Source organism: Magnetospirillum fulvum, assembly GCF_900108475.1.
GTDB classification, from domain to species: Bacteria; Pseudomonadota; Alphaproteobacteria; order Rhodospirillales; family Magnetospirillaceae; genus Phaeospirillum; species Phaeospirillum fulvum_A.
This window is the reverse complement of the sequence record NZ_FNWO01000004.1, coordinates 275,459-295,740: the sequence shown is the minus strand read 5'-3', so window position 1 is coordinate 295,740 and position 20,282 is coordinate 275,459. Positions and strand designations below refer to the sequence as shown.

Annotated in this window: 5 protein-coding genes; 3 read left to right on the top strand and 2 right to left on the bottom strand. The window is 64.8% G+C overall.

The window, feature by feature from the left end; translation table 11 throughout:
- The first annotated feature begins 38 nt into the window (after nt 1–38).
- Nucleotides 39–12,986 carry a filamentous haemagglutinin family protein gene (locus tag BLW40_RS06770; RefSeq protein ID WP_074766804.1) on the top strand — a complete coding sequence of 4,316 codons (12,948 nt, stop codon included), beginning with the start codon at nt 39–41 and terminating at the stop codon, nt 12,984–12,986.
- 164 nt (nt 12,987–13,150) lie between these two features.
- Here the strand turns inward: BLW40_RS06770 and BLW40_RS06765 are convergent, their stop codons facing one another.
- Nucleotides 13,151–14,380: an MFS transporter gene (locus tag BLW40_RS06765; protein WP_244511076.1), complete on the bottom strand. Its 1,230-nt coding sequence runs from the start codon at nt 14,378–14,380 to the stop codon at nt 13,151–13,153.
- 2 nt (nt 14,381–14,382) lie between these two features.
- On the bottom strand, nt 14,383–16,461 hold the full coding sequence (locus BLW40_RS06760) for a TonB-dependent receptor (protein ID WP_244511075.1): 2,079 nt from the start codon (nt 16,459–16,461) through the stop codon (nt 14,383–14,385).
- A gap of 324 nt (nt 16,462–16,785) precedes the next feature.
- Here BLW40_RS06760 and BLW40_RS06755 point away from each other — a divergent pair, with 324 nt between their 5' ends.
- Nucleotides 16,786–18,576, top strand: a complete 1,791-nt coding sequence (locus BLW40_RS06755) for an ABC transporter ATP-binding protein (protein WP_074766800.1) — start codon at nt 16,786–16,788, stop codon at nt 18,574–18,576.
- Nucleotides 18,560–20,278, top strand: coding sequence for an ABC transporter ATP-binding protein (locus tag BLW40_RS06750; RefSeq protein ID WP_074766798.1), 1,719 nt, complete (start codon nt 18,560–18,562; stop codon nt 20,276–20,278). Before BLW40_RS06755 ends, BLW40_RS06750 begins: the two co-directional genes overlap by 17 nt.
- Nucleotides 20,279–20,282 lie beyond the last annotated feature (4 nt).

Below are 20,282 nucleotides of genomic sequence, written 5' to 3'. Positions count from 1 at the left end.
CCTCCGACCGCTGACGACCCGCCTCAAGGACTGCCGCCATGATCTTCGCCTTACCCTTTTTCCGCAGCATCTCCTCCCGCCGCCTGCTCCTGGCGGGTGTCAGCGCGATCGCCCTCACCGCTGCCCAGCCGACACAGGCCAGCCTGCGGCGCGGCGATGCCTCGGTAACCGCCCCGACGGCAGCGGCCGTTACTGCGATTCAGCAGCAGCAGGCCGCCGCAGCGGCGGCGCGCAACACCAGCGCGATCATGCAAAATCGCGTCACTCTGCGCCGCTCGCTGCAAGCTCAGGCCCGTGCCGCTCTGCCCACCCTCGTGGTGCCCGACGTGGACGGTCTGGCTACGGGCGGCCTGGAGCCCAACAATCCGAGCAATTGGACCGGCGCCCAGGCCCCGACGCAGACCACGGGCACCAACGGCAAGGTCGAGGTCGATATCAAGCAGACCCAGCAGAAGGCCGTCCTGACCTGGGAGAGCTTCAACGTCGGCTCCAAAACCACGCTGACCTTCGATCAGGCCGATTCCAGCTACGTGGCCCTGAACAGGGTGGTGGGGGCAGGCACGGCGCCCAGCCAGATCCTGGGTTCGGTCAACGCCAAGGGCTCGGTCTACGTCATCAACCAGAACGGCATCGTGTTCGGTGCCGGATCGCAGGTCAACGTCCACTCCCTGGTCGCCTCCACCGCCAATATTGATGTTAACAACCAGTTCCTCACCAACGGCCTCTATTCCACGCAGACCGGCAGCACTTATAACCCCAGCTTCACCGGCGCGGGCGACGGCACCGGCACCTATGCCGGGCTGGTGCGGGTCGATGCCGGTGCCGAAATCGCCACCGCCCAGCCCGCATCCAGCGTCGAAGGCGGCGGCTTCGTCATGCTGCTGGGCAAGATTGTCGAGAACGCCGGCTCCATCTCCACCCCCAAGGGCCAAGCCCTGCTGGCTGCTGGCGACAATTTCATCATCCGCAAGGGCTACGGCACCGATGCCAACACGCTTTCCAGCACGCGTGGCAGCGAGGTCGCCACAATCGGCGCTGGCCGCGTCGCCAATACCGGCATCGTCTTCGCCCAACAAGGCGACATCACGCTCGCCGGTCGCACCCTGACCCAGTCCGGCATCCTGCTGTCCACCACCTCGGTCAACATCCGGGGCACCATCCATCTGCTCAATTCCATCAGCGATGCCGCCGGCTCGATCACCCTGGGCGCGGACAGCGTCACCGCGATTTTGCCGGAACTGGACAGCAGCGATACCGCGCTCAATTCCCAGCGCGACGCCCTGATCAAGGCGTCGGGCGCCAATCCCCTCGCCATCGGGCAGTTCAACAACCTCTCCACCCTGGCCGACCGCTTGGACCTGTCGCGCATCGAGATGGTGACCGGCGGCACCGTCGCCTTCGAAGGCGGCTCCATCACCCAGGCCAAGGGCGGGCAGGTGGCGGTCAGCGCGGGCAAGCGCGTGTTCACCGCGGACGGTGCCGTCATCGACGTCTCCGGCGTGCGCGAGATGGTGCTGCCCATGTCGGCCAACAACATCAAGGTCAACATCCAGGGCAACGAACTGCGCGACTCGCCCATCGACCGCGATTCCGGCAAGCTCCAGAACAGCGACGTGTGGATCGACGTTCGCGACCTGATCCTGGTGCCGGCGGGAACCGGCGACTACGCTTCGGACCGCTATTACACCAAAGGCGGCTTGCTCGAAGTGTCCGGCTATGTGGCCAACACCGCCCATACAATCGGCGAATGGGCGGCGGTCGGCGGCACCATCACGCTCTCGGCGCCGGACGTGGTGGCGCAGAAGGGGTCGGTCTTCGACCTTTCCGGCGGCGCGATCACCTACGCGGCCGGCACGATCAACGTCACCAACCTTCTGGGCGCCGACGGCAAACGCTACGATGTCGGCTCCGCTCCCGCCGACACGCTCTATCTCAGCGTCGGCGCCACCGCCTATACCTTGCTGCATAAGCGGTGGGGCGTGACCGAGACGTTTACCCGTTCCCTTGGTCGCGGCGCCTGGCTGGCCACGACCGTCCGCAACGAAGTCGGCTACACCGTCGGCCGCGACGCAGGCAAGCTGATCCTGTCCACCCCCACGGCTGTGTTCGAAGGCACCATCGAGGCCGGAATCGTCGCCGGCAGCCGCCAGACCGATACCCCGGCCGTTACCGGCGACGGCTATAAGCAGACGCAATACGCCGCTCCCCGCGCCGGTACGCTCTCCATCGGGCAGTATAACGGCTACGGCCGGGCAGGCGGCTATGCCTCCGAGGTGGTGATCGGCACCGTCGCCGGGATCACCGAGGGCATGACCGCCACCGATACCCTGGCGCGGGCCGTCAACACCGTCTGGCTCGACGCCCAAAACCTTAACAGCCAGCACCTCGGCGGCGTGTCGGTGGTGACCACCAATTCCATCGCCGTCGATGCGCCCCTGACCCTGGCCAATGGCGGCAAGGTCGAACTGATCGCCCCGGTCGTCGATATCAACGCCGACGTCACCGCCCGCGGCGGCTCGTTCACCGCCACCAACGTCTTCACCCCCGACAGTACCCAGTCTGGCGTCACCCGCGGATTGCTGAAGGGCGGTAGATCCGCCATCACCCTGGGCGAGGACGTCACGCTCGACCTGCGCGGGCTGTGGGTCAATTTGCAGGACGATCCCGCCGCCGCTGCCAAGCTGGCCTGGCTCAACGGCGGCAGCGCCACGCTGTCCTCGACCCACAACGTCACGCTGAGGAGCGGCAGCCTGATCGACGTCTCGTCGGGCGCCGCCATCCTGGCTTCCGGCAAGACCAAGGGCGGCAAGGGCGGCAATGTCACGCTGATCGCCGATTATGAAATCACGGACATCGTCGCGGACGGCCTCTTAACCCTCGACGGCAAGGTCGCCGGGTTCGGCGTCAACGGCGGCGGCACGCTCAAGATCGAATCCGGCACCGCAATCTCGATCGGCGGCGAATTGCTGGAAACCGACGGGGTGCTGAAGCCGGGCGAGACAGCGGCGGCCGATCTGGTGCTGGCGCAGGACTACACGATCCACGCCGGCGACATATTGCCCATCGACTATAATTATTCCGTCAACGTAGCGCTGGCTGGAGAGGCGATCCCTGCCGGAGGCATCAAGCCGACCACCAATTTCACCCCTCAAGCCAACTGGAACCCGCCTGACCATCCGAATGAAGGTTCTGAATACGACTTTCTGTACAAAGGGCAGTTCTATCTCGATGGAAAATGGTATGGAAGCTCGAACCCGAACGCTACCAGCCGGATCACGATCAGTAATTGGAGGGGGCATATTGCCGCCATCAACGTCGCAACCGGACTGATGGAGGTCATTCCTTACATTCCGGCGGGCGTTACGCTCTATATGTCCCAATGGACGTCCTATGCGCTTGCCGGGTATGTCGTTCCCGCCGACGTGTTTCCCAACGGCCTGCCGACGCAGTCATGGACAAAAACGGCAAAGGCCGGCACCGCGTCGCCCGTCGATATGACTCTCCGCAGCGGGACTCTTCTTTCGGCGGGGACTACGTTTGCCAATGCGGTCCAGGTGAAGACCAACACGCAACTCGACACTTCGCTCTTCCAGTCGGGCTTCTCCAATTACGACGTCACCGCCCGCAACGGCGTGGTGGTCACCGACGGAACGAAGCTGGATGTGACGGTGCCGGTCTATCGCTTCACCTCTGTCTCGTCATCGACGGCGACCGGTGCCGATCCGGAAACCGCGCTCGACCTCTGGACTCCACCGCTCGATCTCGAAGATGCCGCCAAGGGCGTCCTGACCCAGCGCGCCGGCGCCAGCCTGACCCTGCGTTCGGTGCAGACCACAGGCAGCACTGGCACCGGCGCTGGCGGCCCGATTGTGATCGGGTCGAACGCGACCGTCACGGTCGATCCCGGCCAGTCGATCAATCTTCTCGGGTTCAATATGCGCGTCGATGGCGGTCTCAATGCCTGGGGCGGGGCGATCACCCTCGATATACCGAGCGCTTATGCCTCCTCTGACGAGGGCAGCCCCACTCCCGGCCTGATCTGGATCGGCGAGACGGCGGTGCTGGATGTTGCCGCCCGCGCGGCCACCGCCCAAGATTCACACGGCCGCACCTATGGCCGCGTCGCCGATGGCGGCTCGATCAGCATCGGCGGCGGGATAGATTGGGAAGAGACCGGCGAAGCCTTCGGCCCCAACGCCTTCGTGGTGATCCGGCCGGGTGCGCTGCTCGACGCCTCGGGCGCCAGCGCGGTGCTCGATACCACCGGCACGCCGGTGACGGTCGCCAGTAACGGCGGATCGATCATCGTCAAGTCGAGCAGCGGCCTTTATCTCGACGGCACGCTGCGTGCGGCGGCGGGTGGGGCGGGCGCGGCGGGCGGCACCCTGGCGCTGGCCTTGATCTCGCCCAACTATCAGACCTCGTCCACCAGCGGCGCCGTGCTCAGCCCGCGTGAATTCATTCTCGCTCAGACGCAGGGCGACAGCCTGCTGCCCGAGGATATCGACGCCGCGAGTGCGCCCGATCTGCTGAAGTCTGGGACCGCGCGTCTGGGCGTGGACCGGATCGCGGCGGGCGGGTTCGACAATCTCTCGCTGCTTGTGGACGGTCCGCTCAGCTTCGACGGCAACGTCTCGCTCAACCTTGGCCAGAGCCTGCGCCTCTATACGGCGGCGTTCGCATTGGCTGACGGCGCGGCGTCCGGCAGCCGGGTTTCGTTGGCAGCGCCTTATGTCCGTCTGGCGGGCGTCACGCGCCTCGCGCGCGATCACTACACCCTTCCCACGGTCGGCTGGGTGAACGGCGCGTCGCAGCAGCACACCGATGCCTTGTTCCGGGTCGACGCCGACCTGATCGACATTCGCGATACGGTCGGCTTCGGCGCGCGCGGCACCGACCGCGCCACCAATCTGATCCTGGACCGGCGGGGGTTCGCCACGGTCGATCTCGCCAGTACCGGCGACCTGCGACTGCTTCGCGGGCGCTGGCTCAAGGGAGCCACCTCAGCCAACCTGACGCGGCTGGAGAGCTCGGGCAACATCGTCCTCACCGCCGCCCAGGTCTATCCGGCGACCGATGTCCAAGCGCGGATCGTCGCCGGGTATCGAGGCGTCAACACGCCGTTCGTCGCGGGCACCTCGCTCACCATCCGCCGCGCGGTGCAGGGCGACGTGGCCATCCCCTATTCGGCCTTCGGCAAATTGACCCTTGCCGCCGAAACGGTCAACCAGGGCGGCATCGTGCGTGCGCCGTTCGGCAGCCTGACGCTGGGGTCGCTGAACACCTCGACGCTAGCCGACAGCATCAACCTGCTCGCCGGAAGCCTGACCTCGGTCAGCGGCGCGGGGTTGGTCATGCCCTATGGCGGTACGGTCGATGGGATCACCTACAGTTACGATGGCAGCGCAATCGCGCTTTCCAGCGGGGTTACCGGCAGGATCAGCAGCACCATCAATCTGAACGGGGCGCATGTCGCCAGCGAAGACGGCTCGACGCTCGACCTGTCGGGCGGCGGTGAGTTGACCGGCGCGGGCTTCGTCAGCGGTCGTGGCGGCTCGGTCGATATCCTCACCACGCCGCTGGCCAGCGCCGGCCCCGGCTACGGCTACAGCAAAGCTGGCAACGCGGTGTATGCGATCGTGCCGTCGAGCGGCGCGGCCTACGCGCCGGTCGCCGCGGATGCGGGGGCGGGCAATCCGCTGGTCGGACAACAGATCACCATCCCCGCCGGTGTGCCGGGGTTACCGGCCGGAACCTATACGCTGATGCCATCGACCTATGCGCTGGTCCCCGGCGCGTTCCGCGTCGAGATCGGCGCCGGCGACCAGACCGTCCTGCGCGGCGTGACCGCACTCGGCAATGGCTCCTATATCGCCGCCGGTACGCTGGGGATCGCCAATACGGCGATCCGCGACTCGCTGCCCAATCAGGTCATCATCACCCCCGCGCAGGTGGTGCGCACACATTCCTCGTACAATGAGATGAGCTACAACGCTTTCGTGCTTGCGGATGCGGACAGCCTCGGCGTTCCGCGCGCGGCGATCACGGCGGACGCCGGAATGCTGGCGATCTCGCTGTTCAGACAAGCCGAAGACGATGTGCGCGAAGCGCTGTCGATCGCCGGTGACCTGCGGCTCGATCCCGAAGCCGAGAGCGATGGTTACGGCGGTACGGTTTCCGTCGGCGGAATCGGGGAGGTGCTGGCGACCGGTCAGACGGCGACGCAGGGCTTCAGCGGCGTCTCCGTCCATGCCGACGCGCTCAGTGCGTTGGATGCGCCGCGTCTTCTCCTGAACGCCAGCCTGACCAAGATCTACGGCCAAACCGGCCGCTATGCTGAAATCAGGGGGGAGGACGATCTCATCATCCGCAGCGGCGCGCAGATCACGGCGGGCGAGATCATCATTGCCAGCAGCAGGCGCTATGAAAACGGTGGTTATATCGACGGTGCGATCACGATCGAGGAAGGCGCGTCGATCATCGCCAAGGCTGGGGGGCCGCACACCTTCGACTCCAGCGATGGCTTTGTCTTCAAGGCCGAAGGCGCGCTCGTCGTGTCGAATGGCTGGTTCAATCTGATCCTGAGCAATCCCCCGACCGGTTCCGAAGCCGGTTCCGGCGTCAACATCAAGATCGGCGCTTGCGTGACCACCGCCTGCGACAGCACGACCCGGCTGGTGTCGAGCGGCACCATCGCCATCGCCACCAATCGCGTGCTGACCATCGCCGACAATGTCTCCTACGGGACAAAGAACCTCGTGCTCGGCGTCGCCTCGGTCAATCTGGGTGAAAACGCAGGCATCGCGGCAGCCAAGGCGGCGGGTCAATTGCCCGATGGCCTGCTGCTCAACCAGGAGAAACTCGCCGACCTGCTGGCGGGCAACACGGCGACCGGCGCGCCCGCGCTCGAGACCCTGGTCCTTAACGCCCGTGACGCGATTAATGTCTATGGTTCGGTCGATCTGGACGCCTCCTCGCTGGAGCGCGTCGTGTTCGGCACGCCGGCGATCTATGGCTATGGCGCAGCGGGCGACGTAGCGACGATCCGCGCGGGCGAGTTCATCTGGACCGGCGCGGAGGACGCGCCCGGCGCGCCGGTCGCGGCGCTGCTCGGCCATGGTGCGCTCGATATCGCGGCGAAGTCGATCCGGTTCGGCTATGGCCCCAACACCCAGCAGGCGAGCAATGCGGACGACAAGCGTCTGGCGCTCGGCTTCGGTGCGGTGCGCCTCACCGCCAGTGAACGCATCACGGCCAGCGGCAAGAGCGCCCTATCCGTGTATGAGACGCGCAACGACTATGTCACCGGCGAGGGCTGGCAGTACACCGGCGGCGATCTGACGATCACCTCCCCCCTGGTGACCGGCGAGGCGGGCTCGAAGTTCACCGTTGTCGCTGGCGGCGACGTGGTGATCGCCGCCCCGGCAGGTGCCGCCACTGCGGCGACGAGCAATGAGCTTGGTGCTCAGCTCTCCATTGCGGGCCGCAACGTCACGGTGGACACCGCTATCGTGCTGCCATCGGGACAGCTGACGCTCAATGCGACCGACGATCTGATGCTTGACGATGGGGCGCGGATCGACCTGTCGGGCCGTGAGGTCACGATGCTCGACGTCAAGAAATACAGCTGGGGCGGCGATCTGATCCTCTCCAGCACCGGCGGCGACGTCACAACGGCGGCGGGCTCGGTCATCAATCTGTCGGCCGAGAACAATCGCGGTGGCACGATGACGGTCACCGCGTTGAGTGCGGGCAAGGGTCATGTCGATCTGGCGGGCGCAATCAAGGGCTCGGCGTCCGGCCACTATGATGCCGGAGGCACGATCGTTCCCTTCGACGCCGCCGAACTGACGGTCCGCGCCCAGACGCTCGCCGGTTTCGCCGGACTGAACAACCGGCTCAACACCGGCGAGGTGTTCGGCGCGCGGCGCTTCCAGATCAAACAGGGCGATCTTGTCGTCGGCGACGGCGTCAAGGCGCGCGAGGTGCAGATCGTGCTGGACGGCGGCAATCTGACCGTCGATGGCACCATCGACGCCAGTGGCTATCAAGTCGGCTCGATCCGTCTGGTCGCCATGGGCGATCTCACCGTCAACGGCACGCTCGATGCGCACGGCACCGGCATGCGCTTCGACAGCTACGGCAAAATCATCGACAGTCCGAACCGGGCGATCATCGATCTGACGTCACGCAACGGGTCTCTGACGATCGGCAGCAATGCCGCGTTCGACATGCGCGTCGGCACCAGCGTCGCGATCGGCAGCGGCAGCGGCCAGAACGACGGCGTCACCCGCGGCACCCTCGATCTCAATGCACGGCGCCTCGGTGCCAACGACGTGGCGATCAACGTGATCGGCACGCCTGCGATCCAAGGGGCGAAGACCATCGCCGTCAACGCCTTCCGCATCTATGACGACGCGCCGCTGGCCGCCGCGCCGGATGTGACCGGGTCCACGCCGCAGTTGATCACTAAGGGCTATCTCGACATCATCGACGGCCACAGCCAAACCTTCATCAACGCGGCGCTGGGGAATACGGCGCTCGGCGCCCGTCTTGCCGGGCTTGGCCCCTATCATCTCCGTCCGGGCGTGGAGATCACCAGCAATGCGGTCACCAATCCCAATGGCGACCTGACCGTCGTGGGCGACCTCGATCTCTCGGGCTATCGCTACGGACCACAATCGGACCGGAACAATCCCGCCCTGCGCGGCTATGGCGAGCCGGGCGTGCTGGTGCTGCGCGCCGCCGGGAACCTCACCATCCACGGCAGCATCAATGATGGCTTCGCACCGCCATCGACCACCCCGGATGACGCCGGTTGGGTCTTGAGCGAAGGCACACTCCCGTTTGGCGGAGACATCGTGGTGCCGGGCGACAATTTGGTGCTCGACACCGGCACGACCTTCCAGGCCGGCGTGACGCTGAACTATGCGGTGCCCGTCGCCGCCATGACCCTTCCGACGGGCACAATCCTGCCGGTCGATGCGGTGTTGACCGGGACGATGACGCTGTCGGCGGGCACCGTGGTCGCGGCCACTATCTATAACGCCGACGGCAGCATCGCCTATGCCGCCGGAACCGTGCTTGCCAATGGCGTGACCCTCACGGCGGGCATGAAGCTCGGCGCGGGCACGCCGCTGCGCAGCAACACCGCGATTGCCGCGCTTCTCTGGCCAAAGGGGGTCGCGTTGCCGGTGCAGATGGTGACGACCGGCCCGGTCGCGCTGGCACGGGGGTCGTTGATCCCGTCCACGACCAAGGTCGAACTGGTGGGCGATGCCTCCATCGATCTGCGGCCCGCGAGCGCAGGGTTCCAGGGAAGCAACTGGGCCGTCGCGTCAATGCTGGGCGCAGGCTCGACCTCTTGGGATATGCAGCTTGTGGCGGGTGCCGATCTGGCGTCGGCCGATACGCGCGCGCGAAGCCCCTCGCGAACCGGCAGCATCATTCTCGCCGATACCCACTACACCATCAAGCAATCCGGCGGGGGCATCCTGAAAGGGATTAATCAACAGGGCGTGGATTACTTGGTCGATGAAATCATGTGGGGATGGATTCCTGATAACTTGGGAAAGAGCGATTTGCTGGGAATGACGGAAGCCGAAATCGTCAGCCTATACGGAGCCGTTTCATGGGATGATTTTTATTCGCCAGACTTCTGGAATGAGTCTTCGGGCAATTATAGCGTGCTGGGCAATTTGCCGCTTGTTCGCACGGCGACGGCGCCAGCATACAGCGTGATCCGCACCGGGACCGGCGACCTCTCGCTGATCGCGACCGGCGACGTCCGCATGAACTCGCTCTACGGTGTCTATACGGCCGGAACCGCGACGACTGTCGCGGCGGCCTATGATCAGGCGCGGGGAGTGCTGACGGACGGTTCCATCCTTGGCATTCAGACCAGCGACTATTCCGCCGCCTTGGCCAGCTATCATGCCTGGTACCCAGACCAGGGCGGTAATCTGCTGATCGTGGCCGGCGGCAACCTGATCGGCGATATTCGCAATTCGAGCGGTAATCAGGGAGAAGCCGCCAGCACCTCGACCAGTCTCGTCGGCGACTGGCTGTGGCGGCAGGGTTCCGGCAGCGCGACTGTTGATACGGCGATCCCGACCGCCTGGTGGATCAATTTCGGCACCTATGCCCGGGTTGACGACGCCTCGTCAAGCACGGTCGAACCGGTGACCCTGGTCGGCTTCACCGGGTTCGGTACGCTCGGCGGCGGCGACGTCACCATCCGGGTCGGCGGCGATGCAGGCAAGATCGAATCCCGCGGTTCGGTGGGGCAGGGGGCGAGTTCGGCGAGCCGCAGCCAGGGCCTCGTTGTCGCGGTCGGTTCGACCGGGCGGGTCGGTGTTGACGGCACGCTGACCCTGACCGGCGGTGGCGACCTCGATATGCGCATCGCCGGTGCGCTCAATCCCCTTGGGGAAGCCGATGAACGGGCGTCGAAGACGGCGCTCAGCGGTAGCATCATCAACCTTCGCGGGACGACGCAGGTTGAGGCGGAATCGATTGGCGAGATCCGGACGATCTATCGTTCGTCGAGCACTGTCGCCAATCCCATCGATCCACGCGGTGCCGATCCGTTCGAATCGTCGAGCGCGCAATCGCTCTCAGGGCTGGTGCTGGTGCCCGGCGACTCGGCGGTTTATCTGCAAACGCTGGGCGACATGGTGATCGCCGGTGCCGGGGACGCCACGCGCAGCTATCAGCTCAACACCTCGCCCTTCACCGTGAACGGAACGGACTATGACGGCGGTGGCAACAGCTGGTTCTCGCTCTGGACCGACCACACGGCGATCAATCTGATCTCGGCTGGCGGCAATATAGCGCCGAGCAAGGCGGCCGTGGACACGGCGTCCGGCGGCCAGACTCTGTCCACAGACCTGGCCGATACTTGGCCAGCGATCCTCCGCGTCGCGGCGTTCGGCGGAAACATTTATTATGGCGCGTCCGCCGGGGACACCATCGTCGGCTACACCAGCGACACGCTGGCACCGTCGCTTTCAAGCGAATTGTCGATCCTGGCCACGGGCTCGATCTATGCCGGGCAGAGGATTTCCAACGATCCTTATGAATCACGGCATGCGCTTATTGCGTCAGCCTCGGGCACGCCGCTGCCGACGCCGTTCGATCCGGCGTTCGTCGGACGAACAGGTTGGGGAGCCTACGACCAGATCGTGTCCAATCTCTCGGATGAGGGCGACGCAGTCCTCTTCACTGGCGGCGTCACCAACAGACTAAGCTATTGGAACGGGACCTACTCCCTCTTCACGTTCGGTCCCAACACCGCCGCGACGGCGCCGACGCGCGACGCCGATGCCGAACCGATCCGGATCTATGCGGTCGGTGGCGACATCGTCGGCCTTGGAATCGGCGAGCTGATAAACTACAGCAACGCGGCCGTCACGGCTTATTACCGAAGCAATGGGCCGCTCCGCATGATGGCGGGTCGCGACATCGTCGCCAGCGGCATGCCCGCCGCGAGAGCGTCCGCAGTCCTGGGCTATACCAACCTCATCGTCCACAGCAACGAGACGGATGTGTCGGTCGTCTCGGCGGGCCGCGACATCCTCTACACCAATTTCAACATCGCCGGCCCCGGCACGTTGGAAGTTTCGGCCGGACGCAACATTCTTCAGGATGACAAGGGCTCGATTACCTCGATTGGCCCGATCGCGACCGGCGACACGCGCCCCGGCACCAGCATCCTGATGCAGGCAGGAATCGGCGCGTCGGGTCCAGATTACGCGGCGATGCTGAAATATCTCGATCCGGCTAATCTGCTTCCTGCGGGCACGCCGCTCGACGGCTCGGGCAAGGTCGCCAAGACCTACGAGAAGGAACTGGCCGACTGGCTGGAGAATCGCTACGGCTTTACCGGCACGGACGAGAACGTCCGCGCTTATTTCGGAACGCTGGCACCCGAGCAGCAGCGCATCTTCCTGCGCCAAGTCTACTTCGCCGAGTTGCGCGAAGGAGGCCGCGAATACAATGACGGTAGCAGTGTGCGCTTCCTCTCCTATCTGCGGGGCCGCAATGTCATCGCCACGCTGTTCCCTGAAACGGATGCGGAGCAAAAACCGATCTCGCGCTCCGGTGACATCATTATGTTCGGCGGCTCGGGGGTGCGCACCAATTTCGGCGGCGACATCCAGATGCTGACACCGGGTGGGAAGATCCTCGTCGGCGTCGAGGGAACGGTGCCGCCCTCCACCTCTGGCGTGATTACCCAAGGCCAGGGGGACATACAATTCTACAGCAAGGGCAGCATCCTGCTCGGCCTGTCGCGCATCATGACCACCTTTGGCGGCGATATCCTGGCCTGGACGGCGGAAGGTGACATCAATGCCGGTCGCGGCGCCAAGACCACCATCATCTATACCCCGCCGAAACGTGTTTACGACAACTATGGCAAAGTCACCCTGTCGCCGAGCGTGCCGTCCTCGGGCGCCGGCATCGCCACCCTCAACCCGATCCCGGAGGTGCCGGTGGGCGACATCGACCTGATCGCGCCCTTGGGCACCATCGACGCCGGCGAGGCGGGTATCCGTGTTTCCGGCAACATCAACATTGCCGCGCTGCGTGTGCTCAACGCCGCCAACATCCAGGTGCAGGGCTCCTCTAAGGGCCTGCCGGTGGTGGCGGGAGCGCCCAACATCGGGACCTTGACCGCCGCTTCCGCGACGGCAGGCCAAGCCGCCGGCGCGGCCGAGGATGCGGCCCGCGCCTCCCGCCAGACCGGCCCGCGCCAAACCGATCTGCCGTCGATCATCACCTTCGAGGTCGTCGGTTATGGCGGCGGGAACGACGACGGTCAGCAACAGCCGCCGCGGCAGCGTCAAGAGGAGGACCGGAATCGGCGGTTGCGGGAGCAGCAGGGGTACGATGAGCGCAGTCCCTTCCAGGTCGTCGGTGCCGGGAGACTCAACGAACTGGGAGAAAAACTTTTAACGAGAGATGAAATACGCCAGTTGCAATAGCAACTGGCGATTCAAGCCCAGCGAGCGGTTTTAGACCAGGGCATCGATCTCTCCGTTTCGTCTCGCAGCGAAACGGAGTCTCACCCCTCTAAAACCGCTCAACTCTTTTCGAGTTGGGCTCTAATCGGCGAAACCAGAACAATACCGAATATCGCGTCCCGAGATCACCAATCCTTCCAACCCGGTCCGGTCCGCCACCGCGCAATCATCACCACCAGGATCAAGGCGATCACCAGTCCGACGGACAGAGCCGCAGCGTATCCGGCGCGGGCTGCCAGCGCCGTTGTCGCCGCCATCACCAAAATCTCGCCCATCGTCTGCAACCCCTGAAATACCGAATAATCGGTGCCGGGTTGCTTTCCCTGCTGGGCGAAGCGCATCAGCAGGGTATAGGACGCGACTGTGCAGATGCCGATGCCAAGACCGCTCGCCGTCGCCAGCCCCCACACCGCCGCCGGAACGGCCAGGGTCGGGTCCAGCGCCAGAACCGTCCAGAACAGAGAGCTGGCTCCGACCAGACTCCCCCCCAGCACCAGCGTCGGCAGCGGGCCGAAGCGGACCACCGTGAGCCCGGCGATTCCGCACCCCGCGACGATCATCAAGGTGTTGCCGGTTCCCGACAGGGTGCCGACCGCATCCAGGGACCAGCCCGCATCAATCAGGAACAGCTTTGCCACCCCAAAGGACACCGCGCCCCCCATGGTGGCGCACATCCCCAATAGCAGCAGGGGCAGCGCCCCCGGACGGTGGAAGAAGGCCCGCAGCGATGCCGGAGCCGGGTTCGTGCCTTGCGGCGGTTCCGGCTCGCGCCACAAAGCGACGGGAACCCCGCACAGCAGAACCATCGCCGCCAGTCCCAGCAGGGTTGCCACATGGCCGATGGTGCCGATTCCGATCATCGCCCCCGGCCCGCCCGCCAACATCCCCATCATGAAGCCCGCGACCTGGAAGGTATTGATATGGGCCAGCCCGGTCCCGTGCAGACGCTCGGACGCCAGCCCATCGGTGGCGATATCCTGGGTGGCGCTGACCAGTGAAGCGACCGCGACCAAGGCCAGCAAAGCGGGTGCGTTGTCGGCGGTGAAAGGCAGAAAAGCCATCGCGGCAAGACTGAGGGCCAGCCCCGTCTGCATCGGCAAAATCCAACTGCGACGGCGACCGAGGCGGGGTGACCAGCGATTCTCGACCATCGAGGCCCAGAAGAACTTGAACACCCATGGCAGACTGGCCAGCGGCACCAAGGCAATCAGGTTGAGCGAGGCGCCACCGTCTCGCAGCAGCACCGGATAGGCCTGAAAGGCCAACCCCACCGGCAACCCCTGCACCAGATAGAGGCACCCGATCATCGCCAGAAGATTCGGCCCTTCTGTGGCCCGTGCGGTGTGGGTCATCATGCTTACCACCGCGCCGTCATCGTTACGCCGAAGGTCTGCGGATCACCGGCGATACCGGCATAGACCGGAGCGGCGACGGAGCCGACATTGAACGCCCGGGTGGCATAGGTGGCGTTCAGGGCGTTCTTGATCCAAAAGGCGATTTCGTAACTGTCGAACTGATAGCCGGTCTTCATGTTAAGCAGGCCATAGGGCTTTTCTTTCTGGGTGTTGGCCGAGTCGTAATAGACCTCGCCGGTCCCCAGCCAGTCGATATGAGCGTAAACCCCTTCGTCGAAGCGGTAATCCGCCCCCAGGCTGTAGGTGTAAGCGGGCGCGTTCGGCGGACGATTCCCGGCGTAATCGTTGCCGTTATCGACATAGCTGACGAAATGGGCATCGTTCCAGCCGCCGCCCGCTTTCAGCAGCAACGCCTTGCTCGCCTGCCACGCCAGTTCCAGTTCGACACCGCGACTGACGCTGCGCCCCGCATTGGTAATGTTCGATTGCGACAGGACCAGTTCCTCGACCTGCTGGTCGGTCCAGTCGATCCAGAACAGCGACAGCTTGCTCTGAAGGCGATTGCCGAACCCGGTATGCTTGACGCCGATTTCGTAATTCTTGGTGTATTCCGGCCGATAGAGTTCCTGGCCCTGGTCGGCCAGATTGTTGAACCCGCCCGCCTTGTAGCCTTCGGAATAGGTGACATAGCTCAACAGATTATCGAGCGGTTTATATTCCAGCCCCAGCTTGGGCAGCCAGGCGTGGAACGTCATCGTCGGATCCGAACTGAAATCGGTGCCGAACGCCGCCAGGGTCTGACGGCTTTCGACCTGTTTGCGCTCGATGTCGTAGCGCAGGCCGGTGATCAGCGACAGGGTATCGACCAGCGGCCAACTGACCTGACCGAACGCCGCCATGTTGCGGGTGTCGGTGGTGGTATCGACCGACTGGACCCCACGCGTCAGGCCGGGAATCCCATAGGCGCTGAGATCCATGTCCATATCGAAATGATTGCGGTCGGTCTGGTCGAAAAAATAGAGGCCGCCGACCCAGCGCGGCCCGGTCGCCCCTTCGAGCGAACTCAAGCGGACTTCCTGGGTGAAGCGCGAATAATCGACCTCGGTCCTCAGCCGCAACAGATCGGCGGCGGTGGCATCGACGTCATACGAGGTCTTCTTGCGCTCGCTGGTAAACGCGGAAATCGAGGTGATGTTGAACAGCGGGGCCTCATAGCTGGCCCGCAGATTGCCGCCGTGGCTGTCGCTATTGTTCGAGCCGATGAAGTTCGACGACACCGTGTGCGGATCGTCGCGCAACTGGCTCAGCAGGGCGATGTTGGTCGAACCCTCGCGGTAGCGCTGCCCGTCATAGGTGGCGACGACATCCCAGCTTTCCTTGGGCTTCCACCGCACCTTGAACCGCGCGTTGATGTCGTTGGCATCGTCGGCCCGGTTGGTGTCGCCGGGATCGCGGGTGAAATAGCCGTTGGTGTCGAGAGCCTGGATCGCCGCCCGATAGGACCAATCCTGGCTTCCCAGCGATCCGCCGGTAATCGCGCTGACGGTCTTGCGATTGTAATTGCCGTAACCGACCGTGACCTGTCCCTCGCGATAGGGTTCGGGATCGCGGGTGATGATGTTGACCGCCCCGGCCTCGGTGTTGCGGCCATACAGGGTCGATTGCGGACCGCGCAGCACCTCGACGCGGTCGATATCGAGCAATTCCATGTCGATATTGCGGTAATGAACCCCATCGACGAAGAACCCGACCGGCTGTTCGGCTTCCATGAACGGGGTGACGCCGCGCATCGACAGAAAGGCGACGCTGGCATGTTGCCCCGCCTTGGTCATGTGCATGTTGGGAACCTGACGAACGACATCAATCGTGTCCTTGCCGCCCGAGCGGTCGAGATCCTCGCCGGTCACCACCGTCATGCTGACCGGGGTGTCCTGCTCGGTGGACGACATTTTTTCGGCGGTGACGGTGACGGCTTTGAGCTGATGCACCTCGTCGCCCGAAGCCGCAACGGCGGCGGCATCTTTTTCTTCGGCCAGGGCGACCGCGCCGCTCATCATCTGGGCCACGACCAATCCGACCATACCGGGCATGCTCCGGCTGCGTTTCGCCTTCGTCACCAATTTCATTCCACTCCCCTAACCAAGGATCTCCCCCGCATCGGCCAACGGCAATATGCGAATGAAAATCATAATTAGGCGATAACCACAGCTCTCCCCGAATCCGGTCGGCGAATGCCCGAAACGGAATCATTTCACCACCCCGCCGCCACCCACAGCCAACGGCCCATAGTCCACGTGCAAAATAATCCCGATCCGAGCCGCGCCGGACCCGATCGGGGGAGAGGCCAGCCGCCCGCTTGTCCTATCAAAGCAGATCAAACGGCTGTGATCGGAAGCGGGGATAACATGACGGATGGCACGAGCGACCAGGGCGAGCATCCCGCCCATGTCCTGCTGGTCTCGCTGCTGTCGCCCGAGAAAGTGCGGCTGGGTCTGGCCGTGGCGCTCGCCCCGCTGGCAGCGCTGGCCGATCTGCTGCCCTATGCCATTCTCAGTTATTCAGTCGGGGCGGTGGTATCGGGCACGGCATCCCCCGACGATCTGGTCGGGATCGCCGGGCTGGTCGGGGCGGCCCTGGTCCTCAAATACCTGCTTTACAGTCTCGCCTATTATTTCAGCCATGTTGCCGCCTTCCGGCTGCTGGCCGACATCCGCCAGACCCTGGTCCGCCGCCTCGCCGCCGCCCCGATGAACTGGCTGCACCGGCACAGTTCCGGGCATCTCAAAAAAATCGTGGTTCAGGACGTCGAGCGACTGGAGCAATTCATCGCCCATCACACGGTGGAATGCCTGGCGGCGATCAGCAGCCCGCTGTTTGTCGCCCTGGTCCTCGCCTGGATCGATTGGCGTCTGGCCGCCGCCGCTCTGGTGACGGTTCCGCTGGCGGCGCTGGCTCAGGCGGCGCTGATGCGGGGGCTGGGACCACGGATCGACGCGTATAACCGCGCCATCGGCGACCTGAACGGAGCCGCCGTCGAATATGTCCGCAACGCCCCGGTGATGAAAGCGTTCGGTCTGAACGCCCATTCCTTCCGACGGATGAGCGATTTACTGGCGCGCTATCACGATCTGATCACCGCGATGACCCGGCAGACGGTTCCCGGCTGGTCGGTGTTCATGGTCCTGCTCGGGGCCAATCTGGTGTTTCTGCTGCCGGTCTCCCTGTGGCTTGTCCGCCAGGGCACGATCAGCCCGGCCGAAACGATCCTGGCCCTGACGCTGGGCAGCGTCATGTTGAAACCGCTGTTCAAGGTGGCCCATTTCTCATCGGAAATCCGCGAGATCGCCGCCGGATTGCGCCGCATCGCCCCCCTTCTCGCCTTTGCGCCGAGCCAGGATTCAGGACCGCGCGAGACTCCCCCGACGCTCCGGCTCAGCTTTCGCCACGTCTCGTTCGCCTATGAATCCCGTCCGATTCTGAAGGATGTCAGCTTCACCCTGGAGGCCGGGACGGTCACCGCGTTGGTCGGCCCCTCCGGCGCGGGGAAAAGCACCATCGCCCATCTGATCGGCGGGCTTGCCGCCCCCTCCTCCGGTGACATTCTGGTCAACGGCACATCCCTCTCGGCGCTGGACGAGGCCGAACGCAGCGCCTGGATCACGGTGGCGGCGCAGGACGCCTTTCTGTTTCGCGGAACGCTGCTGGAGAATGTGCGGCTGGGTCGGCCCGACGCGACCGACGACGATGGTCACCGGGCGGCCAGGATCGCCCAGGTGGCGGACTTTGTCGCAACGCTCTCCGACGGGTTCGCCACCATGGTCGGCGAACAGGGAGCCCGCCTGTCCGGCGGTGAACGCCAGCGCATCGCCATTGCCCGCGCCCTGTTGACCGATGCCCCTCTGTTGGTGCTGGACGAAGCAACCGCCTTTGCCGACAGCCGGACGGAACGCCGGTTCTATCAATCCCTGCGCGAAGCCTATCCGGCCAAGACGCTGCTAATCATCGCCCACCGGCTGAGTTCGATCGAACGGGCCGATCAGATCCTGGTTCTGAAGGACGGGGGAATGGTCGATTGCGGCCGCCACGCCGACCTGATCGCCCGCTGCCCGCTCTACCGCGCCTTGTGGCAGCGCCAGTTCGACAGCGAGACCTGGACCATCCGACCTGGAGCGACCGCCAATGCCGCCCTTTCTTGAGAGCATGACACGGGTCGTTGCCGCCAGCGGCAGACCGACCGGCCGATTGTGGCGCGGACTGGCGCTGCGGGTGCTGGAACGGGTCTGCGCCATCGCCCCCTTCTTCCTGGCCTATCTGTGGCTGGAAGACACGCTGTCGGGCGGTGCGCCAGAGCGTTCGATCGGCTTGCTTGCCGTGTGTCTCGCCGCCTGTCTGGCCGGGCAGTTGCTCTGTTCGTATCTGGGCCAATTGCACTGCTTCCTCGGGGCCTACGATCTGATGATCGGATACCGGGAGCGGGTGATCGACCATATCGGCCGTCTGCCGCTGGGGTTTTCGCAAGGACAGCGGGCGGGGCATCTGGCCGGGATCGTCACCGAGGACGTCAAGCGGGTCGAGGACATCTTCACCCACATATCCGCCGAACTGGTCACCGCCGCCGCCGTGCCGCTGCTCTATCTGGCCGTGCTGGCCTGGGTGGATTGGCGGCTGTCGCTGGGGCTGGTGGTGACGTTGCCGCTGGCGGTGATCGGACTGAACGCCGCCAGCCGCTTCTTTCTGGAACGGGGACGGCACAAGCAGGAATTACTCCTCGATACCTCCGGACTGATCGTCGAATTCGTCACCGGCATCCGCACCTTGCGCCTGTTCAATCAGGCAGGTCCGTGGCTGGATCGCCTCGACCGCCGCTTTGCCGCGATCCGCCATGCCAGTCTGGGGGTAGAGGCCTGGGGCGGCGGCTCGATCCAGCTCTATCGGTTCTGCCTCGAACTCGGTCTGGTGACGCTGCTGCTGACGGCGGCTTGGCTGGCCGGGTCCGGCGATCTCCGCCCGCTGACCTGGCTGTTGTTCGGGCTGGTGGCGGCAAAGCTGCTCGAACCGCTGCTCGACGCTTCGGCGTTCCTGACCGAATTACGCTCGATGACGTTGGGGGAAGGCCGGGTGCGCGCGGTGTTGGAGCAGCCGTTGTTGCCAGACGGACCCCAATCGCTGTCGGCCGCAGGCGACGTCGCTTTCGATGGCGTCAGCTTCCGCTACCAAGACGAATGGGTTCTGCGCGATCTGTCATTCCACGCCGCCAAGGGAACGATGACGGCGATCGTCGGTCCGTCGGGCGCGGGCAAGAGTACCGTGTTGCACCTGCTCGCCCGCTTCTTCGATCCCCAATCCGGCGCGGTCCGCTACAATGGGATTGATTGCCGCGACCTCGAATCCGACCAGCTTTACCGTCATCTCGGCATTGTGTTCCAGACCGTCCAATTGTTCGACGGCACCATTCTCGACAATGTGCGGATCGGACGGCCCGAGGCCAGCGACGAAGAGGTCGCCGCCGCCTGTCATGCGGCCTATTGCGACGGCTTCCTGTCGCGTCTGCCGGGTGGGCTGCACACCCGGATCGGCGAGAACGGCCAATGCCTGTCGGGCGGCGAGCGTCAGCGTCTGTCGATTGCCCGCGCCCTGCTCAAAGATGCGCCGATCCTGCTGTTGGACGAAGCCACCGCCTCGGTCGACCCGGAGGCGCAGTACGAGATTCAGCAGGCGCTGTCGCGGCTGGCCCGCGACCGGACGGTGATCGTGGTGGCGCACCGTCTCCACACCATCCGTCATGCCGACCAGATCCTTGTCCTCGACCGGGGACGATTGGTCGAACAGGGACGGCACGAGGCGCTGCTCGCCCAAGGCGGCCTGTACGCGGAGCTTTGGCAGGACCAGGGCCGTTAGGAAC

Bases quoted from the DNA above. Each gene is read 5' to 3' on its own strand.
- BLW40_RS06750 (WP_074766798.1), top strand. From the start codon at position 18,560: ATGCCGCCCTTTCTTGAGAGCATGACACGGGTCGTTGCCGCCAGCGGC.
- BLW40_RS06755 (WP_074766800.1), top strand. From the start codon at position 16,786: ATGACGGATGGCACGAGCGACCAGGGCGAGCATCCCGCCCATGTCCTG.
- BLW40_RS06770 (WP_074766804.1), top strand. From the start codon at position 39: ATGATCTTCGCCTTACCCTTTTTCCGCAGCATCTCCTCCCGCCGCCTG.
- BLW40_RS06765 (WP_244511076.1), bottom strand. From the start codon at position 14,380: ATGATGACCCACACCGCACGGGCCACAGAAGGGCCGAATCTTCTGGCG.
- BLW40_RS06760 (WP_244511075.1), bottom strand. From the start codon at position 16,461: ATGGTCGGATTGGTCGTGGCCCAGATGATGAGCGGCGCGGTCGCCCTG.